At 49.1% G+C, this 23,726-nt stretch carries 22 protein-coding genes; 5 read left to right on the forward strand and 17 right to left on the reverse strand.

Features of this window, described 5'->3' with window-relative positions:
• Positions 1-239 precede the first annotated feature (239 nt).
• The 3 genes from J7619_RS21130 to J7619_RS21140 form a co-directional block, all read right to left on the reverse strand.
• A complete protein-coding gene (locus tag J7619_RS21130; protein ID WP_291203318.1) occupies positions 240-3,986 on the reverse strand; it encodes a PVC-type heme-binding CxxCH protein in 3,747 nt (1,248 codons plus the stop codon).
• A gap of 43 nt (positions 3,987-4,029) precedes the next feature.
• Positions 4,030-4,506 (reverse strand): IS200/IS605 family transposase, encoded by a 477-nt coding sequence (tnpA, locus tag J7619_RS21135; RefSeq protein WP_291203321.1) that lies wholly within the window; start codon positions 4,504-4,506, stop codon positions 4,030-4,032.
• 357 nt (positions 4,507-4,863) lie between these two features.
• Positions 4,864-5,988 (reverse strand): Gfo/Idh/MocA family protein, encoded by a 1,125-nt coding sequence (locus J7619_RS21140; protein ID WP_291203324.1) that lies wholly within the window; start codon positions 5,986-5,988, stop codon positions 4,864-4,866.
• Positions 5,989-6,291: 303 nt separating this feature from the next.
• On the opposite strand from J7619_RS21140, the gene J7619_RS21145 reads away from it, so the two are divergent.
• The 4 genes from J7619_RS21145 (at position 6,292) to bioB (ending at position 10,831) form a co-directional block, all read left to right on the forward strand.
• Entirely contained in the window at positions 6,292-6,843 is a 552-nt protein-coding gene (locus tag J7619_RS21145; protein ID WP_291203327.1) for a GNAT family N-acetyltransferase, read from the forward strand.
• 27 nt (positions 6,844-6,870) lie between these two features.
• Positions 6,871-8,142 carry an acyltransferase family protein gene (locus J7619_RS21150; protein WP_291203330.1) on the forward strand — a complete coding sequence of 424 codons (1,272 nt, stop codon included), beginning with the start codon at positions 6,871-6,873 and terminating at the stop codon, positions 8,140-8,142.
• A gap of 134 nt (positions 8,143-8,276) precedes the next feature.
• Positions 8,277-9,707: a glycoside hydrolase family 125 protein gene (locus J7619_RS21155; protein WP_291203333.1), complete on the forward strand. Its 1,431-nt coding sequence runs from the start codon at positions 8,277-8,279 to the stop codon at positions 9,705-9,707.
• 146 nt (positions 9,708-9,853) lie between these two features.
• Positions 9,854-10,831, forward strand: a complete 978-nt coding sequence (gene bioB, locus J7619_RS21160; RefSeq protein WP_291203336.1) for a biotin synthase BioB — start codon at positions 9,854-9,856, stop codon at positions 10,829-10,831.
• A gap of 24 nt (positions 10,832-10,855) precedes the next feature.
• Here the strand turns inward: bioB and J7619_RS21165 are convergent, their stop codons facing one another.
• From J7619_RS21165 to J7619_RS21205, 9 genes are all read right to left on the reverse strand, one after another.
• Complete coding sequence (locus J7619_RS21165; RefSeq protein ID WP_291203339.1) at positions 10,856-11,296, reverse strand: MAG6450 family protein; 441 nt, start codon at positions 11,294-11,296, stop codon at positions 10,856-10,858.
• The gene (locus tag J7619_RS21170) at positions 11,286-11,768 is read right to left on the reverse strand and encodes a Panacea domain-containing protein (RefSeq protein ID WP_291203342.1); all 483 of its coding nucleotides are present in this window, start codon (positions 11,766-11,768) and stop codon (positions 11,286-11,288) included. Before J7619_RS21170 ends, J7619_RS21165 begins: the two co-directional genes overlap by 11 nt.
• 188 nt (positions 11,769-11,956) lie before the next feature.
• The gene (locus J7619_RS21175; RefSeq protein WP_291203345.1) at positions 11,957-12,223 is read right to left on the reverse strand and encodes a hypothetical protein; all 267 of its coding nucleotides are present in this window, start codon (positions 12,221-12,223) and stop codon (positions 11,957-11,959) included.
• 60 nt (positions 12,224-12,283) lie between these two features.
• On the reverse strand, positions 12,284-12,751 hold the full coding sequence (locus tag J7619_RS32175; protein ID WP_310589814.1) for a hypothetical protein: 468 nt from the start codon (positions 12,749-12,751) through the stop codon (positions 12,284-12,286).
• Positions 12,752-12,927: 176 nt separating this feature from the next.
• Positions 12,928-13,140, reverse strand: a complete 213-nt coding sequence (locus tag J7619_RS21185) for a hypothetical protein (protein ID WP_291203349.1) — start codon at positions 13,138-13,140, stop codon at positions 12,928-12,930.
• A gap of 119 nt (positions 13,141-13,259) precedes the next feature.
• Complete coding sequence (locus J7619_RS21190) at positions 13,260-14,432, reverse strand: PepSY domain-containing protein (RefSeq protein ID WP_291203352.1); 1,173 nt, start codon at positions 14,430-14,432, stop codon at positions 13,260-13,262.
• Between the two features lie 22 nt (positions 14,433-14,454).
• On the reverse strand, positions 14,455-16,929 hold the full coding sequence (locus J7619_RS21195; protein WP_291203355.1) for a TonB-dependent siderophore receptor: 2,475 nt from the start codon (positions 16,927-16,929) through the stop codon (positions 14,455-14,457).
• 222 nt (positions 16,930-17,151) lie between these two features.
• Positions 17,152-17,979, reverse strand: a complete 828-nt coding sequence (locus J7619_RS21200; protein ID WP_291203358.1) for a sugar phosphate isomerase/epimerase — start codon at positions 17,977-17,979, stop codon at positions 17,152-17,154.
• Positions 17,980-18,225: 246 nt separating this feature from the next.
• Positions 18,226-18,654, reverse strand: a complete 429-nt coding sequence (locus J7619_RS21205) for an META domain-containing protein (protein ID WP_291203361.1) — start codon at positions 18,652-18,654, stop codon at positions 18,226-18,228.
• 259 nt (positions 18,655-18,913) lie between these two features.
• Between J7619_RS21205 and J7619_RS21210 the strand changes: the two genes are divergently transcribed.
• Positions 18,914-19,774 carry an AraC family transcriptional regulator gene (locus J7619_RS21210; RefSeq protein ID WP_291203364.1) on the forward strand — a complete coding sequence of 287 codons (861 nt, stop codon included), beginning with the start codon at positions 18,914-18,916 and terminating at the stop codon, positions 19,772-19,774.
• Here the strand turns inward: J7619_RS21210 and J7619_RS21215 are convergent.
• The 5 genes from J7619_RS21215 to J7619_RS21235 form a co-directional block, all read right to left on the reverse strand.
• Complete coding sequence (locus tag J7619_RS21215; protein WP_409012756.1) at positions 19,771-20,130, reverse strand: helix-turn-helix domain-containing protein; 360 nt, start codon at positions 20,128-20,130, stop codon at positions 19,771-19,773. The genes J7619_RS21210 and J7619_RS21215 overlap by 4 nt on opposite strands.
• Positions 20,131-20,134: 4 nt before the next feature.
• Positions 20,135-20,470 (reverse strand): type II toxin-antitoxin system RelE/ParE family toxin, encoded by a 336-nt coding sequence (locus J7619_RS21220; protein ID WP_291203367.1) that lies wholly within the window; start codon positions 20,468-20,470, stop codon positions 20,135-20,137.
• Between the two features lie 101 nt (positions 20,471-20,571).
• Positions 20,572-22,005: a Gfo/Idh/MocA family protein gene (locus J7619_RS21225; protein ID WP_291203370.1), complete on the reverse strand. Its 1,434-nt coding sequence runs from the start codon at positions 22,003-22,005 to the stop codon at positions 20,572-20,574.
• Positions 22,006-22,046: 41 nt separating this feature from the next.
• Positions 22,047-22,904 (reverse strand): ThuA domain-containing protein, encoded by an 858-nt coding sequence (locus J7619_RS21230; RefSeq protein ID WP_291203373.1) that lies wholly within the window; start codon positions 22,902-22,904, stop codon positions 22,047-22,049.
• 24 nt (positions 22,905-22,928) lie between these two features.
• Entirely contained in the window at positions 22,929-23,720 is a 792-nt protein-coding gene (locus J7619_RS21235; RefSeq protein ID WP_291203376.1) for an SDR family NAD(P)-dependent oxidoreductase, read from the reverse strand.
• Between the last annotated feature and the right edge of the window lie 6 nt (positions 23,721-23,726).

Genomic DNA, 23,726 nt, shown 5'->3' on the forward strand with positions numbered 1-23,726 from the left:
TGTGTTTTCTTTGGTATTTATTGTTGTTTATTAATAAAAAATATTAAATAAATACTATTTAAAAAATGATAAAAAAATAACCCTCCGGCGGGTTTCGACAACCCGTCGCACATTTTGTGTTTTAAAATCAACCTTCCAGATTCGCAAAGGCATTTTAAATGCCCCGCGAATCTGAACGTTGATAACTATACGCTAAACTTGGATTGTTTTTGAAACCATAGGCCAAGCGCAGTTTGGAATTATAACCCTTTGTCCTTTACAACTTTCATGACCCCGGTCATCAGGCGCCAGTGGCCAGGGAACGTACATACATACGGATAGTCTCCAACCTGATCCGGTACTACAAATTTCAAGCGGTAAGTCTGGCCGGGGTTTACGAGCGGTGTCGCGGCCAAAACCTGAGGGATATTAGGTACATAATTCTTCTCTGCGCCGTCTTTGGCGGTGATCATCTTGTCGGCAGCAGCGCCGATGATCTCGGTAGACTTGGGACGTCCTACCACGATGTTATGCTGCATCGCATCCGGGTTTTCGAACACGATTTCAACAGTTTTACCAGCCACCGCAGTGAATTCGGTGACAGTGAACTTCATTTCTTCACGAATCGCTTTGATTGTCACAACCTGTACATTCGGATCCGCAGCAACTTCTTCCGAAATGCCGTAAGATTCGAGCAGGGTCGTGTAGCGGCTGCTCAGATCGTCTGGAATGGTGCTTTTTACGCTTGTCAGCAGTTTGCGGCCCTCGTCGTTAGCCGTTTCCTTGCGTTTCGGGTTCCACGCGCCAAGGATACCTTTAATGATGGCATTACGGCCTTGGGGATCGAGTGATTGCGAGGTCTGGATGAGTTTCAGTACATCGTCACCGCTGGCGTATGATGAATACCCACGCACGGTACGTTCCAGCGCGAAGTCGGAGAGGCGGTCGAGACGACGCACTTCGAATGACTTGCTCATGATGTTGTTCTTATTCTCATCTTTTTCAGGAACCACATTATCCACGTCCACAGTAGCCGTTACATTCACTTTGCCAGCTTCATCGGAAGAGAAACCGAAAGCGGTTTTCCATGGGCCGTTGTTACCTTCCACGAGCTTCACCGTTTCACCCGGAGCAATGCCGTTGGTTAGCTGGCGGCTGATATAGTTGGTATTCAAAGAACGGCTGCGGATACCCACGTTCACGGTCGGCACCTGCTCTTTGGTCACAGGCACTGAACCAATGTTGGTAATTTCGATCACTACGCGGGCATACTCACGTACGTAAGGCGTTTTCGGCTCGATGGTAATGTTGGTTACCGCAAGGTCGGCCGAGCCCTGAACAGTCACTTTGCTCGCGCCGTGACCTTCGTGGTTCATAGCTGAGTGGTCTGCGTGGCTGGCAGCGGCAGTTTGCTGGGGAACCCCCGCTGAGCCAGCTTTCGCAACACGTTGAGCAATGTATTTCTGGCGCAATGCCCCGTCATGGGAGTTCAGGATGGCGGCAAATGCGTCCGGCATCCAGCGGTCTTCCGCATTGGAATAGGTATCCAGCAATGCGAGTACGGCCGTTTCGATCTGCGGGGTCAACGGGATTTCGGAGAATGCCAGGAGGGTGTTCAACACCACCAATGGCTCTTTGTCGTGCAATGCATCGGCGCTCAGCAATACTTCGCCCGTTGCGGCAGTGCGCGGAAGCACTTTTACAGCTGTTTTACGTACGTCGTTGGATGGGTGCTTCAATGCTTCCACCACTACCGGCAGTACTTGCGGATCGGAGATGGCATTCAGTCCTTCCAGCGTCCACAATGCATGGATCGCAGCGGTGTTCAAGCCGATTTCATCCACCGATTTGTCCTTAACGAGATCCACAAGCTTAGCAACCACGTCTTTGTTTCCACGTTCTACCAAAAGGCGCTGCGCGTGCTGACGCCAGAACATGTTGTTGTTTTTCAAAGTCGCTACGAGCTCTTCCGGACGCGATTTACTCAATGCGATCGGCGTGTACTTCGGTGCATTTTTCCAGCCGATACGGTAGAGGCGGCCGTGGGTGAAATCGCGCAATGGCGTTTCGTAAGCATTCCCTTTTCCGTTTTCGGAGCCCTTTGGTGTAGGGTTGTGCTGGATGATGTAGCTGTACCAGTCGGCTACCCAAACAGCGCCATCCGGGCCAACTTCGGCGAACACCGGAGCAACCCATTCGTCGGCACCTGCGAGCAGGTTAAAGCCCAGCTGATCCTCATAGTCCGTGCCTTTTTTCACCATCACGTTCTGGTGCAGAATGTGGCCGGTAGGCTCGGAAACGAAAGCGACTTTGTTCCAATACTGTTTCGGATAAGCGCGGGCGGTGTAGAAATTATGACCTGCCGCGGCAGTAAACCCACCGAAAACGTCAACCTGACGCACTTTCGGGGTGATCGGCTGCATATCCTTGTGGGTATCGGTGCTGCGGCTGCCGTTATCGACTTTGCTCTGACCAAAATAACGGTTAGGAATGGCGCTGTACCAGCCGTGCGAGTTGTTGGCCGTTGAGCCGAACAGATCGCCCGCCTCGTTGAAGCCCAATCCCCAGGTATTGTTGGAGGTTTTAGCCACGATTTCCATATCCGAGCCGTCCGGTTTGAAGCGGAACAATGCCTGGCCGAAATCGAGCTGGTCGCTCTTGCCTACCTTGCCTTTGAAGCCGGAGTAACCGACAGAGCCATAAACCCAGTTATCAAATCCGTAATGCAGGTTGGAAGGACCCGCGTGGGTGTCTCCTGTACCAAAGCCTGAGAAGAGAATTTTCTTCACATCAGCTTTATCATCACCATTGGTATCTTGCAAAAACAGCATATGCGGAGCCTGTGAAACCACCAGACCGCCGTTTGCGAATGCCATACCGGTCGGGATGCTCAGGTCGTCGGCAAACTTGGTGAATTTGTCCGCTTTGCCGTCGTTGTTAGTGTCCTCGCAGATGAGGATGTAGTCGCTACCGCCTGTGTCTTTGCGTTCGTTGGGATAATCTTTGGTGATCAGCACGTACAATCTGCCGCGTTCATCCCAGGTCATCGCGATCGGGTGCATCACATCCGGCTCGTGCGCGAAAACGCTTAATGTAAAGTCTACCGGGATTTGAATGTGTTTTACAGACTCTTCCGGTGAAAGCGGCAACTGCTGCAATTGCGGGCCGGGGCGCTGCTCATAGTTAGGAAGCTTCGCCTCGCGGTATTCAAATGGCTTCGGAGCCAATGCGGCCAATGCTTTGCGCGCGTCGTCGTTTACAGCCCACAGGATACCTTTTTCGAGCAGGTCCGCAAAGCCTTGCGTGCCCCAGGTCCGCTCGTCGTGGCCGTACGCGGTGTAGAAAATGCGGCCTTTGCCGTGGGTTCTTACCCAGGTATAAGGCTCTTTCTGCTGTCCGGGACGGTCTTTTTCCTGGTCTTTCTGGATCACGCGCTCGGTGAGCACGATGTTGTCCGGTTGCAGCAACGTGTGCAGGTAGGTTTCATCTACGGTTTTGAATGGCTTCACACCTGCGATGGCTGGATGGTCGGGCTTCGTCCATACCGGCTGAATGGTATCCCAGGTATGGCGCCAGAACTGCCCGCCGATCAGTTTTACCACTTCTGCATTGTTGCGGAAGCAGTAAGACGCACAGTGAACAGGGATAAAACCTTTTCCGCTGGCCACGTAGTCGAGCAACGATTTTGCCTGTTGCGGCGCGATCGAATCCCAGTTGGCATACAGCATCAATGCGTCGTATTTGGCGAGCGTTTCGGGGTTCAGGTCATTGAGGTTATCCGTGTAGGTAAAGTTAAAGCCTTTGGGACCCAATGCAGCCATGATCTGCGGAACGCGTTCGGCGGGCTTGTGATGGCCCTTGTCGCCCAGAAACAGGATTTCCAACCGGCGCGCTTTCGCTTCGCCCTTGGAGGAAGCAGTTTTAACCGACGCGTTCTGGGAGGTTTGCTGAGAGGCACATCCCAGCAGGACAATACCTAGGATAAAGGATAACGCTTTGGTTTTCATTGAGATTAATTGTTTCTTGTTGTATTTGGGACTAGGTAAAAATCTATGAGTTCCACGCGAAAATTTCCTGGAAATCAAACAGATATTCGTTCTTATATTCAACTTCAAAGTCTTGCAACATTTGAAGGTATTCTTCGCGGAACGTCTTTTTTCTGTGATGCTCTTCCTGGTTGGCAATGTACCGGATCACGTTGTCGATACTGCTCCGGCTGTATGAAAATGCGCCGTAGCCTTTTTGCCAATTGAAATTCACCACATTAAAATGCTCCTTGATCCATTTGTTGGAAGAAATCTTAATTTCCTCAACCAGTACCGGCAGCGGCGTTGATGGATTGTAGCCGATCAAAATATGAATATGATCGGGCATTCCATTAATCGCCAAAGGCTTACAGCGATGGTTGAGGATTATTCCTCCGATGTATGCATACAAATCGCTTTTCCATGCTTTGCTGATCAGACTTTCACGCCCTTTTACAGAAAAAACAATATGTATGTATAGCTGTGTATAGGTATTTGCCATTTTTCATAATGTGTGTTGTTGTAAAAAATGCGGTGCTCGACGAATTTTTGCGTTCACCAATTAAAATCTACAAATATTTCGGTGCTCTGCACCTATAAATCTTGCGGTGCGTTGCACCTTGGCATTTGTGATGATTTGCGCGTTGCTCCGCAAATCATTTTGTTCTACAAGTCTTGCGGTGCGCTGCACCTTGGCGTCCGTAATGATTCGCAACATGTTGTTACAAATCTGGCATTACCTTGCACCCTCGTTATCTTCTTATCGCTCTGCGTATGGTGCAGAGCACCACAAGATTTATAGGTGCAGCGCACCGTGATATTTGTTTGTGGGACATTAATTCCACCAAAACCTTCTTACCTACACATTCTTAAAATCCGGCAGCTTGATGATCGCGCCGCCCTGCATTGCCGACTCGTGCGCGAGGATACCTACGCTGGTCCAGTTGGCCGACTGCCATGCATTCGGGAACGGTTCGCGGTCTTCGATCAATGCGCTGATGAACTCGTGCGCCAGGTGCGGGTGCGAGCCGCCGTGGCCGCCACCTTGTACGAACGACAAATGGGCATTATCGTCGAGGTTATAAACGCCGTGACCGGTGAAATGACGGATCTCCTCCGGCAGGTAGTGCGCGTAATCAGGCGTGGTCACTTTTTCAGGGATTTCATGCTCAGGCTTTTTCGCAGTGTGGATCACCGGATCTTCGCCTTCGATCAGCGGCCATTCGAACGATTTTTTGCTGCCGTAAACCTCGAAACTCTCGCGGTACTGACGCGCCACATCGAACAACGAACGGTACACATAGGCCGACAGGTCACTGTCTTTGAACTTGATATGTGCCGATTCCACCGCGAATGGCGAGTTGTGGATCTTGATCAGATCTTCGGCGATCGTTCCTGAACCGAAGCATGATACATATTCCGCTTCGAGTTTCAGCAAACCGGCTACCGGGCCTACGCAGTGCGTTGCGTAGTGCATTGGAGGCAATCCGGGCCAGTAGTCGGGCCAGCCTTCCATATCCTGCTGGTGACTCGCTTTGAGGAATTGAACTTTACCCAGCTCGCCTTTTTCGTATAATTCTTTCACAAACAGGAATTCCCGTGCATATACCACGGTTTCCATCATCATATATTTCTTGCCCGTTTCGCGGGTCGCTTTCACGATCTCGATGCAGTCCTCCACGCTCGTCGCCATCGGTACCGTACATGCTACGTGCTTGCCTGCGCGAAGCGCTTTCAATGTTTGCTCTGCGTGGTTGGGAATAGGAGAGTTGATATGGACTGCGTCGATGTTGGGGTCTTTCAGCAATTCGTCATAGTCGGTATAGCGTACTTCAATGCCGTACTGGTCGCCCACTGCATTCAGTTTCGATTCGGTACGCTGGCAAATTGCGTACATATTGGCATTGGGATGTTGCTGGTAAATAGGGATAAACTCGGCGCCGAAGCCTAATCCGATAATGGCAACATTAATTTTCTTGGACATATTGATTAACAGGTTAATGATTCAGTAGATCAGCGGCTTAGCGGGAAAAATGATTGATTTCAGCGCCCGCCGCCCGCCTGACGGGCCGGTGTTTAAAGATGTGTTGGTGTGGATAGTAATCGACAATACAATTTTAAAGCAAAATAGTGCTAAAAACTTTTCAGGTTTTGATTAGTACTGTGCGTATTTTGATCTATTTTTAAGCTAATATCTGTTTTAGTGCAAAAAATAGCTAGAAAAAGCGCTTTAAAACGTCGATTTTGCGATAATTGGGGCGATTTTCTTTACCAAAATTCCCACTTCATGATCCGACCCGCCCGCCCCGAAGATGCCGATGCCGTAGCACCGCTGCTGATCCTCGGCATGGGACATATTGCAGGTATTTTCGCTCGCTCGGATAACCACGCCGATGCGATCCCATTTTTCCGAGCGTTTTTCCTGCACCCGGCCAATCAGTACAGCTATGTGAATACCCTGGTTTTCGAGACCAGCGCAGGCATCGTCGGTTCCATCAACGGCTACGATGGCGCATTGTTGCATGCGTTACGACAGCCTGTTCTGGATAAGTTGAGAGAAGCAGACCCGACTTTCGACCCGAACGATGAAACCGGTCCGGGTGAATTTTACCTCGATTGTATCAATGTACATCAGGAACACCAGGGAAAGGGTATCGGTAGCCAGTTGATCCGTGCCATATGCGCTCACGCGGGCACCCTTGGGCACGAGCGTGCGGGACTGATTGTGGATATGGTGAACCCGGCAGCCCGGAGACTTTACGAGCGACTGGATTTTGAAGTCATCGGTGAGAAGGATTTTATGGGGCACCGGTACTTTCATATGGTGCGCAACCTTTAAAAAGCATTTATCCTAAACCTTATATCAATGAAAGAACGGCTGATCTCCCTGGATGTCCTGCGCGGGCTGACCATGATCCTGATGACCATCGTGAATAATCCGGGCGACTGGGGACATGTATACCCACCGTTGCTTCACGCCGAATGGCACGGTTGCACGCCTACCGACCTTGTATTCCCCACGTTTCTATTGATTGTCGGCGTATCGATTGTACTGGCCACGCCGGTAAAAGCCTTGAATGGGCCGGTCTTGCAGCGAATCGTCACCCGGACGCTGCGCATATTTTGCCTCGGAATGTTTTCCGGCTTCTTCGTGCGGATTCATTTGTTCGGGCTGGAAGGAAATGCACTGCTCGCGGCCAGGCTGGCTGTGACGGCGGCGGTGGTGATCGCCTTGTTTTCGGACTATGACCGGAAATGGCAATTCGTGACTGCTGCGGGTATTTTTGCATTGATGATCGGGTTGGCGTTCAGCGGCATCGAGCCTTTCAATACCGTACGTATTCCGGGCGTGCTGCAACGCATTGCGGTCGTGTACCTGATCGCTTCCTTGTTGTATGTGAAAACAGGATGGCGTACGCAGGCTACGGTGGGAGCAGTATTATTGCTGGCTTATTGGGGGATTATGACGCTCATTCCTGTGCCCGGCCTAGGGGAAGCCAACCTGGAAAAAGGAACAAACCTGGCCGCCTGGCTCGACAACCTTTTATTGCCTGGACATCTGTGGGCGTCGTCGAAGACCTGGGACCCGGAGGGCATTCTGAGCACATTGCCTGCGATCGGTACCGGTATTGCCGGTTTGCTGATCGGGACTTTGTTGACATCGCGGGGATTGACCAAAGCAGAAAAGGTGAAATACATGCTGATCGGCGGCCTGGCAGGGGTAGTTACCGGGTGGTTGTGGAGCCTTACGTTTCCTCTGAATAAGGCATTGTGGACGAGTTCATTTGTATTGTATGCCGGCGGCTGGGCGTTGCTTTCTCTGGCGGTGCTGTATTATGTCATTGATTTGAAAGGGCATTCGAAATGGATGACGTTCTTCGTGATTTTCGGAGTGAACCCGATGGTTGTCTTCTTTTTTACAGGAATGATTTTCAGGGTTCTGAATGCGGTGAAAGTAGCGAGGCCGGGCGGAGGATTTGAAAAAATGGATTTTGTGCCCTATTTCTATCAGTATCAATTGGTGCCGTTCTTCCATGATCCGAGAAATGCTTCGCTGGCGCAGGCATTACTTCTGGTAGCGCTTTGGTATCTGATCCTGCTGTTCCTGTACCGTAAAAAGCTCATATTTAAGGTTTGAGTAAACGGCTCTTGTTAGTTATCAAACGGTTAGGCTAAGGTTTCAAAATTTGTGGACGGGCATCTGCGATTTTTGTCTAAATTGCTTTTTTATATTGAAGAAGCACCCGTATAACCCATTAATAAACCTACCTCATGTTCTTAAGAAGAGACTTCATCAAAGCGGGCGCATTGGCGGTCGCTGGTATGGCTGTACCCCAATGGTCGTTCGCAAAAAGTGCTGATTTTCCCGTAGTTCGTATCCCTGCCGATAAACGCAATTTTACAAGTCCGGCCGTAGAAGCGACCATTGCCCGAATGAAAAAGGTGATCAAAGATCCCGAGCTGGCGTGGCTTTTTGAAAACTGCTTCCCGAATACGATCGATACCACCGTACATTATAATCCGTCAGAGGGCAAGCCCGATACCTTCGTCATCACCGGCGACATTGATGCCATGTGGCTCCGCGACAGTACGGCACAGGTTTGGCCTTACCTGCCATTGTTGAAAGAGGATCCGAAATTGAAAGATATGGTTGCGGGGCTTGTCAACCGGCAGACCAAATGCATTCTGATCGATCCTTATGCAAATGCATTTTACGATCGCCCGAAAGAGAGCGAATGGACCAAGGACCAGACCGAGATGAAGCCTATGCTCCACGAGCGCAAATGGGAGCTCGATTCGCTTTGTTACACCATTCGTTTGGCTTATAACTATTGGAAAACTACCGGTGATGCCAAGCCATTCGACGCCGACTGGCTGAAAGCGATGGAACTGGTGCTCAAAACCTGCAAGGAACAGCAGCGCAAGGATGGGCCGGGGCCTTACAAGTTCGGCCGCGTCACCTCCTGGTCTACGGACACCGTGCCGGGCAATGGCTACGGCAACCCGATCAAGCCGGTTGGCCTGATAGCGAGTACGTTCCGGCCATCGGATGATGCGACTATCTTCTCGTTCTTCATCCCCTCGAATTTCTTCGCCGTCGTGTCGTTCCGCGAAGTGGCCGAATTGCTGGAAAAGGCATCCGCTACGAAAAACGCGAAACTGGCGGCCGATTTCCGGGCGTTGGCCAATGAAGTCGAAGCAGCGCTCAAAAAGCACGCCGTGATTAACCATACCCAATTCGGAAAGATTTACGCGTTCGAGGCCGATGGTTTTGGAAACCATGTGATGATGGATGATGCAGGTATTCCAGGGCTTATCAGCCTGCCTTACCTGAATGCCGTTTCGGTGAAAGACCCGATTTATATCAACACGCGCAAATATGTGTTAAGCAATTCCAATCCGTATTTCTTTAAAGGAAAGGCGGGAGAGGGGCTGGGTAGCCCGCATACGTTGGTTAACCAGGTATGGCCGATGGGAATCATCGCGCGCGCCATTACTTCTACCGATGACAAGGAGATCGAGGCGCAGCTCAAACTGCTCAAAACAACCCATAACCACACCGGTTTCATGCACGAATCGTTCGATAAGGACGACGATTCGAAATTCACGCGCAAATGGTTTGCGTGGGTGAATACATTGTTCGGGGAGTTAATCCTGAAACTCGAAAAAGAACGTCCACACCTGCTGGCGAAAGTATATTAAGCTGCGGCAGGAATGCCACACTCAAATGCCTCCCGGACTACAAACCGGGAGGCATTTTTGTTGCGCCGGACTACGATGTTTATTGTAAACCGGACGCAATACTGCGCCGGTCAGCCGGCTACATTTGGCTCGAAAACAATGCCACCATGCAAACTGCAACCATCCGTAACGACTGGACGCTCGATGAAATCGAAGCCATTTACAATCGCCCTTTACTGCAACTGATCTACGATGCCGCTACCGTCCACCGGCAATGGCATGACCCGGAGCGCATTCAGGTGTGTACGTTGTTGTCCATCAAAACGGGCGGCTGTCCCGAAGACTGTGCTTACTGCGGTCAGGCGGCCCGGTACCAGACGGGCATTAATGTGAAAGCATTGATGAAAAAGGATGACGTGGTGGCCATCGCCCGCCGCGCCCGCGAAAGTGGTTCGAGCCGGTTTTGCATGGCGGCTGCCTGGCGTGAGGTCAAAGACAACCGCGATTTCGACCGCGTACTCGACATGGTGACCGAAGTAGCGGCATTGGGCCTTGAAGTGTGCTGTACCCTTGGCATGCTCACAGATACTCAGGCGGAAAAGCTCAAAGCTGCCGGCCTTTACGCTTACAACCATAACCTGGATTCCTCCGCCGAGTATTACGACCAAATCATCACGACGCGTACCTACGACGACCGCCTGAATACCGTCGATCATGTGCGTAAAGCGGGCATATCCGTATGTTGCGGTGGCATTATCGGCCTCGGCGAAACCCGCCAAAACCGCATTCAAATGCTCCACACACTCGCCACCATGCCCGAGCACCCTGAATCCGTACCCGTAAACGCCCTCGCCCGCGTGCAAGGGACACCGTTAGGGGAAATGCAGAAAACCGATACCTGGGAAATGGTACGTATGATTGCCACTGCGCGCATTCTGATGCCGCAAGCGATGGTTCGCCTCAGCGCCGGACGGATGGAAATGAGTGAATACGAGCAGGCATTCTGTTTTATGGCAGGAGCGAATTCGATTTTTACCAATGAAAACGGGGAACTCCTTGTGACGCCCAACCCGGGAATGAGCCAGGACCGGGAGATGATGGAGGTTTTGGGGTTGAAGGCTTTGGTTAAAGCGGAGGTGGGTTGATTTGATAAACGGGTAAAGAATATTTTACATAGGGTATATTTGATGATTTCGGTCGAGCCAGCAGAGGAAAAAAGCGTTGGCCGACCGGAAGCCATGAACTCGTGCTTTAATACTCACCCTTAGCTCAAAAAATGTAATATCCGGACTAACATTTTCTACCTTCTTACTTTTGGGTAGAGCGTTTTTGTCTTTGTGCTTGGTGCAGGATTTTTGAATATCAAACCAGTTGCTGTTGGAGACTTTTTGAATAAAATCAGACAACAATTTCAGTTCATCTTTTTCCCAGGCCGAGAGGCATTCATAGTTGCTATCGAAATATTTGAGGTTTACGTAGGGATGGTCGTGCATATTCGTTTGAATGCCGAATATTTTACATTCATCAATGGTCATCAAAATACCTCCCTTTTCATCCTTCTTACTGATTGCTGAGTTTGGTATGTGACGCCCAGGCTTCCTATCCTTCATTCTCTTGCAACATTTCAGAATAAAAGCGGAGCATATTTTCCTTGGATATGATATTGGAGCATCTTACTTCGAGTGGCAGACCGTTTCTTGCTTCTATCCAGGGTGCTTCATGATGGGTTAGTTCTTCCAGATATTTGGCACTCTTTTCACCATACACTCTCTGAACTTCGCCCAAGATATCGTCAATCTCTTGGGCGATATTATTTACGCAATCACAGCTAGGCAATGCTTCAAATCCGAAACGTTTGTATTCATTATAAATGCCTGGCAAGACTGGTCCGTGCGACCATGCTTCGAAATCATCCTCGAAAAGAGATTTGCCTGAAAGTACCATACACCATGCTTGCGCATAATACAGCAGTTTTTGCAGCTTCAAATGCGTGACGGAATCACCGGCGTCCCTGTCTATGTGGCAAAGAAACCAGTTGGCGATATCGCTTGCTTTGTATTTGTGGCTGTCGATGTTTTCCATTGGCGTAGCGCTGTTGATAAAATAGAAGGGTGACTTTAACTGGCACAAATAAAACTAATTACGCCAAATTTTCCATTGTGTAATTCTCCCTCCCGGACGACCCGGCAGTAGAAATGATCAGGCGGTTGATTCAGCTATGCAAACAATGAATTTGGATTTTCAGAGCTAAACTGATTGTGGAGCAGCTTTCACGCTCCTGTAATTACACAATTGCATGCATTGAGCTTCGCAATCAAAGTCGCAACCCGTAGTTGATTGACTATATGCTCCCGCATTTCAGGTGTGACGGATGCGAGGTTATCCGTAAAAAGGTATGCTTCGATTAATGTGTTAAGGGATTCAATCATTTCGGAGCTGCTGTCTTTTTGGAAGAAGGCTTTGATTATTTCTCGTTGGTAACTTGCCTTGTCGTTGAGTGTGTTGGCACTAGCGGTTGAAGTTTCAAGTGTGTCCACAGTTTTGAAAGTTTAGGTGGTGGCTTTGTGCAGTTTTCCAACAAGCGCATTCCAAAAAAATTACTTAGGAGAATACTTGATCAAAGTTTGCACTTCTATTTCTCCGTACTCGGAAAGGATTTCTTTCATTCTCGCTTGTGAAATGCCTCTTTTATAAGTGAAGTCTCTCCAAGCGTAGGTCAATTTTCCTTTCTTTACTTCGGCTGGAAGTGATGGGTAGATATTCGTCAGCCACCACTGAAAAGCCTCCTCCATGGAAGCGAATGTCGTCATTGAGACAAAGATAGAAATTTGTGCAGGTTTCCAACAAATAACTTGCTCCAAATTAAAAGTGACGGTGACCTTCTCAGAAATATTCCCAAAGTCAGAAAGTACCGCTCTCATACGCTTCTGCGAAATACCTTTCTTGAAGGTATAGTCGCGCCAGGCATTGCGGTATTTACCTTTTTTCAAACTTGGTGGTATTGTTGGGTATATGGTTTTTAGCCACCATTCAAATGCCTGTTCCAGCGAAGTAAAAGTTTTCACAACCGTTGGGTATAATTCAAGATGATTTCCGAAGAAATTTTGAGTTTCTCTTGAATAACACTAAGCAATAAAATGTCTGGCTTCTGATCTTCCCAGAGGATATTTTCAAGCTCTTCCTGCGAAATTCCAAGCGTTTGAGCAAGGTCTATTCCTTCATGCCTCATCTCATACATTCTTCACTCCAAAATACCTTCGAGTGTAGAAGGTTCAGGGATTTCATAAATGCTTTGCTCGTAAGCCATCAGAGCTTCGCCCATGGCCCGGATATGCTGTCGTTCTTCCCGTGTGGTATCTGCTGAATTTATTCTCATCAATGCATCCACCTTTTCAAGTAGAGCGGCATGCTCCTCGTCGTTTGTGACCTTGTAGGTTATTTTAGCTCTTTTCATAATTAAGTGCCTAATTGATGATTGTTAACAAAAATCCCTGATAAAATTAAGACAGCCTTAATCTCACCAGGGATTCCTGTTACCAAGTAACCGCTTTGACTTATTCGCCGGAAGATCAGTTAGCTAACGGTAGCCTTAGCGTGTCTCCGAACTGCATGCGATGCAGCATTTTTATTTACCACTTTCTCCTTCTTAAACTTCCTCCCCACCCAAATAATCACCCCAGTAACCGGCAATGTCGCGGTAATGAGCGCCACAATCAGCGCCAGCACCTTCGTAGGCCAGCCCCAAAGGCTTCCGGTATGGATCGGAAAAACAAGTCTTCGTACTTTCATTCCGGTCGTTTCATCGTCGTAAAGCCGCTTGCTGATCAAATGGCCATTGTTCTGGTCGAAGTAAAGGAAATCGACGACGTTGGCGATGGAGGCCTCGTCGTTGGATTTGGAAACAGTGATGGAAAGGCTGTCGGATTCAGGTAATGTGAATTGAATGCGACCTGGGTGCGGAAGCAGGCGGTCTGTTTCAGTAGTGATTCTAGCTAATATGCCGGTGGAGGGGGTATTTGCCATGCTGATGTTCGCAGGCGCTTCACGCTTTTGCTGAGGTTTGCCGTCGAAGGTCAGATAGATCATATTATTGACCCATTTGTAACTCCACACGAGGCCGGTCAATGCGATCAGGAAAGTAAAAGGAAGCACATAGAAGCCAAAAACGGCGTGTAAGTCCCAGTTAAGGCGTTTGAATTTCGCATTCCACTTGACGGTGAAGCGTTGTTTGATTTGCTTGCGGTTAGGCCACCACAGGACGAGGCCGGTGATCATGATCACGATGAATAGCACGCACGAGACGCCGGTAATGGCTTTGCCGGTGTCTTTCATGCATAAATAGCGGTGCAATTGAAGCACAACATGGAAGAAAGATTGGTTTTCACGCCGGGTATCGGTGATCTCTGCGGTGTAGGGATTCACAGCCACCGAAAAGACATCCTTTTCCTTCTTGCCTTTCACCAAACTGAATATCACCGTCCGTCCGGCGTGGGGCTCAATTTCGATGCGGGCAATGCGGTGTTTGGGGTAAGTGCTGGCGACAGTGGCCCGAAGATTATCCAGCGGAAGTCGTGACTGACCTTGCGGAACTTCTACGAGGTGGAATTTGGGGTAAATGACTGGTTCCAGCTCTTCTTCGAAAACCAGAACGCTGCCCGTGAGCGCTACTATAAAAACCACAAGGCCGGAGGAAACCCCCAGCCATAAATGTAGTTGCGATGCAATTTTCTTGAATGTCTTTTTCACAGCATTATGGAATAGCACGCATTTAGAAAGTGTAGGAAATCGTAGCCATAAAGTTGCGCGGCGCACCCGGGAACAAGCGGAGGTAGTCATATCCGCCTACCCAATAAGTTTTGTTTCCGAGGTTGTTCAGGTTCACCTGGAACTGGAACTTGTCGATTTTGTAATAAACAGCCCCATTCAGCAATGCGTAGCCCGGCAATGTCTGGTTGTTGTTCAGCGACAGGTTGCGCTCGGTCACGAAGTTGCCACCAAGCCCCACGCCGAAGCCGTTCAGGAAGTTATCCACGAAGGTATATTTCGTCCATACACTCCCCTGGTTTTTCGGTGCATTGGGTTTTTGCATATTCACGAGCACCTGGTCGGTAGCTTTTGAGCCGGCGTCGGTGATCTTGGCGTCGTTGTAGCTGTAAGTCATGATCACGTTCCAGTTCGGCAGGATGTTTCCAGTCACATCGAATTCGACGCCTTTTGCGGTTTCTTTCCCTACCTGGATCATCAGGTCGGGACGATCGGCTGCATTGGCAGAATACAATGTGTTGGTCTGTGTGATTTTGTAAACCGAAACATTTGCTGTCAGGCGACCGTCCAGCCATTCTGTTTTCAAACCGGCTTCCGACAAGCTGCTGCGGATCGGGTCAAACGGCCCGCCGGACAAGGGGTTACTTTGAACAACGGGATCCTGCGGGTTGTAGCCCTGTGTATAGGTACCGTACACATTAATATGGCTGGTCAAAGAATACACGGCACCGATGCGCGGCAGCAATGCGTGTTGGGTTACATTCTGCTCGTTGTTGGTCGTATAGCCTTTCTTGTCGATGTAAGTGTCATAGCGCAGGCCAAGCAGGATCTGCAACTTTCTGATCTTTAATTGTTCCTGCAAATACAAACCGTGCAGTTTGTAAAGTACCGGTGTGGTGGCTGCGTTGGCCGTCACGTTGTAAATGTACTTGGAAGGGTCTTCCATATTGTTGTTCTGCAACGTCAGGTCGTAGTGCGAGATATTCGGCTTGGGAATGCTGTAAGTAACGCCGTTCTCGGTATAGTTGTAGAACACATATTTTTCAGGCGTTTTGGGGTTGTAGGCCGCCGCGCCGCCCGCTTTGAGCAGGTAACCGTTCGCGGTCTGCTGGCCGGAACCTTTCGGGGTCGACGACTGGATGAAATCATAGCCTGCTACCAGTTTGTGCTCTGCGATGCCTGTATTAAAGTTATGGTTGAAGAATAGCGACACATTATCCATGAACGACTTCGTTTTGCGGATAAACACTTGCCGGGCCACCAGGTTTTCGATCGCTTTACCGGCCGAATCCACGGCATTTACATTGCTGCTGCGATGTTCGAGCAGGTCTTCGGAATAGCCGGTACGCAGGTAAGCTACGTTGAACGACGTATTTTGGGTAAACTGGTGGTTCAATGAAGTCGTAATCAGGTAAGTTTCTTCATTGAGATAGTCATTCACCGCATTCAGCGACGTACGTATCGAGCTCGAATACAAGTCGTTCCCTTTTACGGACTGACCGCGGTCGAGGCGGCTGTTGGAGCGGTTGAAAACAAGGTCAAAGTTGATACGCGTTTTCTCTGTAGGGAGGAACGATACGGATGGCGCTACAATGATATTTTTATCAAACTGCATATTCCGGAAGCCCTGTGCATTCACATAACCCAGGTTGAGTCGGTAAAGCAGCGTCTTGCTTTCGTTCATCGGGCCGGTAAAGTCGGCCAGCGTGCGGAGGGTATTGAAACTCCCGGTGGTAAAGCTGAGGGATTTTTGGGGTGTGGCAAGCGGCTTTTTAGTCACGCGGTTGATTGTTCCGCCTGGCGAAGTATTGCCGTACAATGCCGAAGCGGCACCCTTGATTACTTCCACGCGTTCGAGATAGTTTACCGGCGGCTGTTTCCAGAACCCGGAGAACGTGCGAAGGCCGTTCACGAGCTGCGTTGTGCTGCCGCCGTTCATGCGAAAGCCGCGGATCGTCAAATCATCGTAGAATGTAAACTGGTTCACCCCGCTCATGTTTTTGACAGCATCGCCCATGAGGAATGTCCCCTGGTCGCGCATTACTTCTTTGGTAATGTAAGCGATCGCCTGCGGCACCTCTTTAATGGGGGTGGCGGTTTTGCTGGAGATGAAGGAAAGGTCGTTCTTATAAGTGGTTTCGCGGCGACCGGTGATTTCCACCGTCTGGAGTTCCTGGGTGTTTTCTTCGGTGGTAATTTCCAGCGAATACATTTCGTCCGCTTTGACGTGCACATTCCGGTTGATACGCTTGATACCCACGCCCGTACCCACCAACACGTAGTGGCCGGGAGCCAATGCTTTGAACTCAAAATCGCCATCGGCGTCCGTAAGCGTTCCCTGGCCTGTTCCTTTCAGGATCAGGTTGATGGATTCGGCCGGTTGACCCGCGGCGTTTCTAATATTGCCTTTGATCTGGCCTGTTTGTGCAAAGGTGTTGAAGCAACAAAGGGAAAGGATGAGTAAACAAAATATCCTCATGATATTGGGTTAAATAAACTAGCTGTTGGCAAAACGCTGTCAAAAGTAGACTTATTTAGACCAATCCCAAATAATGATTTCTGTTATTCTGCACTCATTTTTTAATTCGTTCTAATTGTTCAATTTTTTCTGCCAATACTTTTATTGCCAATCAAATGTGGCTAAAAGTTACATTTGATTGGCAATAAAGTGCGTGAGGGTATTCGATGGACGGCTTATTGACTATCCGAGGTTGGACTTAATGAAGGCAAGCCCGTCGCGCATCAGCTGTTCTTCCGAATCGAACATTTTGCGCCAGATGTTGGCCACCGGCAGTTTCGGACTGAATGCCTCGATGCTGATCCAGCCATCGTAGTTAATATCGCGGATCGATTGGAACACGCCCTCCCAATCCACGTTGCCCTTACCGGGCGTCGAGCGATCATTTTCGGAAAGCTGGATGAATGAAATGCGGTCGCCGGCCTTGCGGATGGTGTCGCCGATATTTTTCTCTTCGATATTTGCGTGGAACGTATCGAACATGATCTTGCAGTTCGGGTGGTTCACCTCGTCCACGAAGCGGATGATCTCGTCGCCGCAGCTGGTCAGGTACAACTCGAAGCGGTTCAGGTATTCCAACCCAAGGGTAATGTCCAGCGATTCGGCATAGTCTGCCACTTCGCGGATTCCCTCGATTCCCCATTGCCATTCTTCCTCAGTGGCCGGTTTGCCTGTAAAAACGCCCAGAGCGGAGTGATATGGGCCCATCAGACGGCTGGCACCCAGTACGAGTGAGCAATCCAGCGCACTTTTCAAATGATCGATCGTGTGGCGGCGCATGGCCGGGTCGGTGCTGATGAGGTGTTCCGATGGTCCGCAGATCGTGTCGGTCTCACACACGAGGCCCAGGCTGTCGAGCTTTTGGCGGAATTTGAACCAATGCTCCGGATTTGTATTGAAAATAGGTACCTCGACACCGTCAAAACCGATCTCTTTAATGAGTTCGAGGGTAGGAAATAGTTTTTCGTCAATCTGGTTTCCCCACAAAAGGAGGTTCATACTGTACTTCATCAAAATCGAATTTATCTCGCTGGCGAATGGATTAGGCGGGATGCAAATGCCCGTGTCTTTTCAGTATACAATCTTAAAGTAAAAAAGTACTGTTCAATATACACGATTTGACGAGTAGTTAGCTGATATTGATAAGTTGACGTCTATTTACGTGAATATCTGGGTAAAATCGACTCATTGGACCAAAACAAAAGTGGCGGCCTTTTGAAAAAGACCGCCACTTTATGAGCTTATGTTCAATGCATGTTACTGCACCCGGCTGAAAATGAGCTGGTTGTTATTTTCGTAATACAGGATTAACCGATTGGTCTTCAAATCATACAGGTTTACACTCGGTAGCGCATTGACGAACAGGTTGCCCCAGCTCGTTTCCGCTCTTTCGGTACCACCCCCGCCGATCTGGATCGTATTTTGCTGGGCGGTTTCGTAAAAGCCTGTAAGAATATTGGTGGAAGTAGTGCCTTCCAGCTCGCCTTTGTCTTTAAAATTGAGACCTATATCCATCACTCCCTTTGTAGTAGCGGGTTTGCTGATGGTATCATCCTCCTGCACGATGCTCTCCAATTGCCATTTGCCGGTCAACTCCAGATTGCTGCTGATTGTGGTAGTTTTTCCACAACCCGTTAGCAGCGAAAAAAACAGCACGGATGCTGTCGGAATTATAAGGGCTTTCATATGCGTAAATAAATTTCAGAACTACCTATGATTGACATCGTACTCGCAAAAAAGGTTGCAAAAAAGTTGAGCGGCTCTATAAATCTACAAAAAATATGCCAGTCATCCGAGCATGGACGGCATAATTTATAACGGTTCCAAGGCTGCTTTCTTTTACCGAAGGCTCAATCTATTTTTTGTGAATAAATGCGTCAAATGATCATATTTTGATAGTAATAATGTAATATTGCTGATCTTTTGGGTAAAATACTGACAGAATATGAAAGCGCCGATCCATAAAAATATCGAGAGCCAGGTCCGTACAGTGACGGTTCACGAGCTCAAAGAGCCTCATTTCGATCCCAACTGGCATTTTCATCCACACTACCAATTATTTACCGTTCTGGAGGGAACTGGCAAACGGTTGATAGGGGATTCCATTCAAACTTTCGGTCCGGGCGATACGGTGTTTCTCGGTCCGGACGTACCACACCTTTGGCGCAGCGACCCGGCCTATTTCGAAACCGGTTCGCCGTTGATGACCCACGGTATTGTGCTTTATTTTCAGGAGGATTTTTTAGGGAAGGACTTTCTCGACAAGCCCGAAATGCTGGGGCTGCGCCAGTTACTGGCCGACTCCAAGCGAGGAATTGCCTACAAAGGCGCGCTCTCGGAACATATTCGCGAGGAGCTGGTGTCGCTCACGACCGTGGAAGGGTTTAAAGGCATCCTGCAACTGCTGACACTGCTCGACAAACTTGCGCATGACAACTCCGGGGAGTTCATTTCGAGCTATGGTTATGTGAACAACTTCAAAGTATCGGAAACCGAGCGAATGCAAAAAGTGCATAACTATGTGTTGCAGCATTTTTTCCAGGAAATCCGTCTCAGCGACGTCGCTTCCCTGGCCGGTATGACAGAAGCCGCATTTTGTCGCTATTTCAAAGCACGTTCGAATAAGACCTTCATCGATTTCGTAAACGAAATCCGCATCGGCCACGCCTGCAAACTACTCCTCGAAGACAAGTGGACCATCGCACAGATCGCCTACGACAGCGGTTTCGATTCGCTATCGAATTTCAACAGGAATTTCAAGAAGTATATCGGGCACACGCCCCGGGAGTATAAGGGGAATTATTAAGAGAGATTCGACTCTTCGCTGGTCTCTCTTGTTGGAATACTGAATGTTTGCTGGTCGAAGGTAATATTGAATTGAATCTCAGCTCTTAATGCGCTGAACACTTTCAGGATAGTATCAATGGTTGCACTGTTTGCACCGTTTTCCAATTTAGAGATTTGCGCTTTTTGCACGCCGACCATTTCCCCAAGTTGTTCTTGGGTTAGATTGCGCTCTTTTCTCACCGCGCGTATCGTTCGTCCTAGTAAATCCATGCTCAAACGATGCTCAAAGGCATCTCGTCGCGGGGTACCTCTTACTCCTACATGCTTATCGATCATCTCGTCCAAAGTGTAGGTCTTCATCGCTGCCTTTTTCATATGTCTAATGGCTTTTATCAAAGTATGAATTTCTGATTCTTAAAGCACGCTGAATTTCGATAGGCGGAATCTTCCAGGATTTTTTAATAAAGCCGTGAGTTGCTACCACCAGCGTATTTTCAGCTTGCGTTTTATCCCAAAATGCCAAAAGCCGGATTTCCTTACCACCGCATTTGGTACGAAACTCCCAAACATATTGATGCACTTTTTTGAGGAGCCTGGGATCATTGGTTTGTGCGGCCAGCTTAATATTATAGAGCACTTTTTCCATCGTATGTGTATCAAGTGTTAATAGAAACCGATTGGCCTCTTCCAATATCAGTGTGTTGAAATAGCGCATTGCTTCTTAAGATAAAGATAATGTGTGTTTCTAAATTTGGAAACTTTTAAATTATAAAAAAATCCTGACCAGCCAATGCTGCACCAGGATTTTTTAAAGGATTAACCTTTCACATTATTAGTCCCATACTTCCCACGCTGCGGCCGTGAGAGCATTGCGGTAGCTTCCTTGTCATTAATGAATTGCTCCTTCTTTGGATCCCATTTCACTTTACGACCGAGTTTCATAGCCGTGTGCGCGAGGAGGCACGCGGTACATGAGCGGTGCGCGATTTCGGCGTGGCTGATCGTCTGCTTGCCGCTTTGAATGCTTTCGATCCAGTTTTGGTGCTGCTCGGGGCTTTCGTACAAATGGATTTCATTGTCTCCGATTACCGAGCCAAGAATTTTGGGATCGCTGGCATAGAATGCTTTGTTTTCTTTTGCATTCTGAGCAGCCACGGGGTCGGAGGCAGTGACGCCCACATTGCCACGCGAGACAAATATCCAGCCATCTGTTCCTTCGAATTTTACGCCATTAGGATTGGTACCGCCGATTTCCATCACTACACCGTTTTCATATAATGCATTCACCAGAAAGTCGCCATGTACATCCCAGAGTCCAGAGCCTTTTGCAGGGAATGTCGCTTTGCCTTCTATCTCGATCGGGCCGGTGAGCTCGGTATCCATTCCCCAATGCGCGATATCAATGTGGTGCGAACCCCAGCCGGTGATCATACCCGCTCCGAATTGTTCGAGACGCAGCCAGCCCGGTCGATCGTTAATATCCGTTTGCGAATGCACGCGGTCCAATGTGTAATAAACCTCCGGTGTTGAGCCGAGCCACATGTCGTAGTTCAGGTTAGACGGAACAGGCATTTGCGCCGTATTCCCGCCCGCAGGATCACCCGGAAGACCCACGTATACTTTTTTGAGCTTTCCAATGCGGCCGTTGCGTACCAGCTCGCAGGTTCGCTTGAATTGCGGCCACGGGTTCATCGATCGCTGCTGGCTGCCCAATTGGAAAATAACCCCCTTCTTCTTGATCATATCGGCCATCTGGCGGCCTTCGCGGATCGTGAGTGAGGTAGGTTTTTGCATATAAATATGCTTGCCTGCAACAGCTGCCTCCATGGCTGGCTGCGCATGCCAGTGGTCGGGCGTACTGATGATAACAGCGTCGATATCTTTACGACCCAGAATTTCGTGGTAATCGTCGTATGTTTTTACTTCAAGGTATTTCTCTTTTCCTGTGCGCTCGACATATTTCCGCTCAATCCATTCCTTACCTTTCGCGAGGCGGTTTTTATCCAGATCAGCTACGGCGATCACGTGTGCTGCTTCATTTTTAATTACTTCCGGCAAGTCGTGCGTGGAACCGATGCGGCCAAAGCCGATCTGCCCGATATTGATTTTGTTGCTCGGCGCATTCTTACCGAAAACAGTCGATGGTACGATGGTAGGGAACATCGATGCTGCGATAATGCCGGCTGTACCTTTTGCGGTGGCTTTCAGGAATGACCTTCTGTCCTGATTTTGCTCCTTCTGATCTTTCATGTTGTATGCAGATTTAGGATTGATGACTGATATGTTCGTGGTTATTTGGAGAGGGCGGGAATGGCGTTTCGCACCGGATCCTGCGGGCTGGTCGCGTAGGCCTTGCTGTAATTTCTGGGCTTCTGTGGCCCGATCGCCCACTCAATGGCGCCGAGAATGTGCTTGCGCAAGTCTTCTTTCTCATAATCTTCCTTCTGATGCCCGAGTGAGGTGTAGAAGGAGCGGCCGCCATCGTATTCATGCCACCAGACTGACGGAAATACATTTCCAAAGGTATCCAGCGCTTTTCCGGCAGGTTTTTGAATGGTTGAATGATCATTTACAGCCAGTACAGTCAGATTTACGCCGAGTTCTTTGATAAAATAAAATTCGTCGATTTGCCGGGGCCATTCCTTGCCAAGATGGGCGAGCGATGGGTTCTTAGGATCCAGGATCTTAACTGAAAAACTCTGGCCCGGCTCATGCCAGAAGAACGTTCCACCCAGGAGGTCCTTGAACCACCGCCATTTACGCTCCGTACCGGACGCCGAATGCAGTCCTACGAAGTTGCCGCCTGCCTGAATATAACGCATGAGCGCAACCCGCTGCGCATCGGTGTCGAAAACGTCGTTGTTGGTATTCGAGAAAACCAGGCAATCGTACTGTTTAAGATTTTCATCGGTAAACTTCGACGGATCGGAAGTGGTGTCTACGGCAAATCCATTCTGTTTTCCCAGAGCGAGTATCGCTACTTTGGAATTGGCGATGTTGTCATGCACATAGCCCTTTCCGTTTTTGGTGTAAACCAGGATCTTGACCTTGTTCCATTTGATTTTCTGCGCGTGTGTGCTTATGGGCCCGCCCAGCCCGAAGAATAGCAGCCAGAGCAGGCATGTTGTCAGGATGTTTTGTTTTTTCATTGATTACGATAAGAAAAGGTTTGACTAAAATCCGATAGAATTACCACCGTCCACAGGCAATGAAACGCCGGTAATGAATTTTGCGGCTTCCGAGCTAAGGAATACGGCTGTCCAGCCGATGTCGTCGGGTTTGCCCCAGGTGCCCATCGGCGTGCGGTCCATGGCTTTGTCACGCCGTGAAGGGTCGCCGTTCATGGCGGTAAGCATCATAGGCGTTTCAATGAAACCAGGTGCGATCGCGTTGACACGGACATTATAGGGCGAAAATTCGGTGGTTAACGCCTTCACCATCCCGCCAACGGCCGATTTTGACGCTGTATAAGCGACCACGCGGTCGATACCATACAATGCGGCCATGGAGGTGATCATCAGGATAGACCCGCGCTTGCGCTCCACCATTCGCTTTCCGCATTCGCGCGTAATCGAGAAAACAGCGTGAAGGTTGGTCTGGATCACGCGGTCGAAATCCTCGTCGGAGACTTCTACCGCATGTTTTTTCATGTTAATACCGGCATTGTTGACCAGGATATCGATTTCGCCTACCTGGGTTTCTATGGCTTCGATTAGTCCCGGCAGCGATTTAAGGTCCGTAATATCGTTGACAAAATAGCGGGCATCCGTGCCGAGCTTAGGTAATGCTTCTTTTAAAACATCCTCGCGCCTGCCCGTTATCACCAGCTGTGCGCCCGCCTGTGCGAGGCATTGGGCAATGTAAAATCCAATGCCGCTTCCACCGCCTGTTACGAGGGCAATTTTGCCTCTCAGCGAGAAGACATTCAGTGATGGTATTGTTTCGATTTGACTATGAGTAGACATTATTTT

The sequence above is a fragment of the Dyadobacter sp. genome (assembly GCF_017744695.1).
Classification (GTDB): Bacteria; Bacteroidota; Bacteroidia; order Cytophagales; family Spirosomataceae; genus Dyadobacter.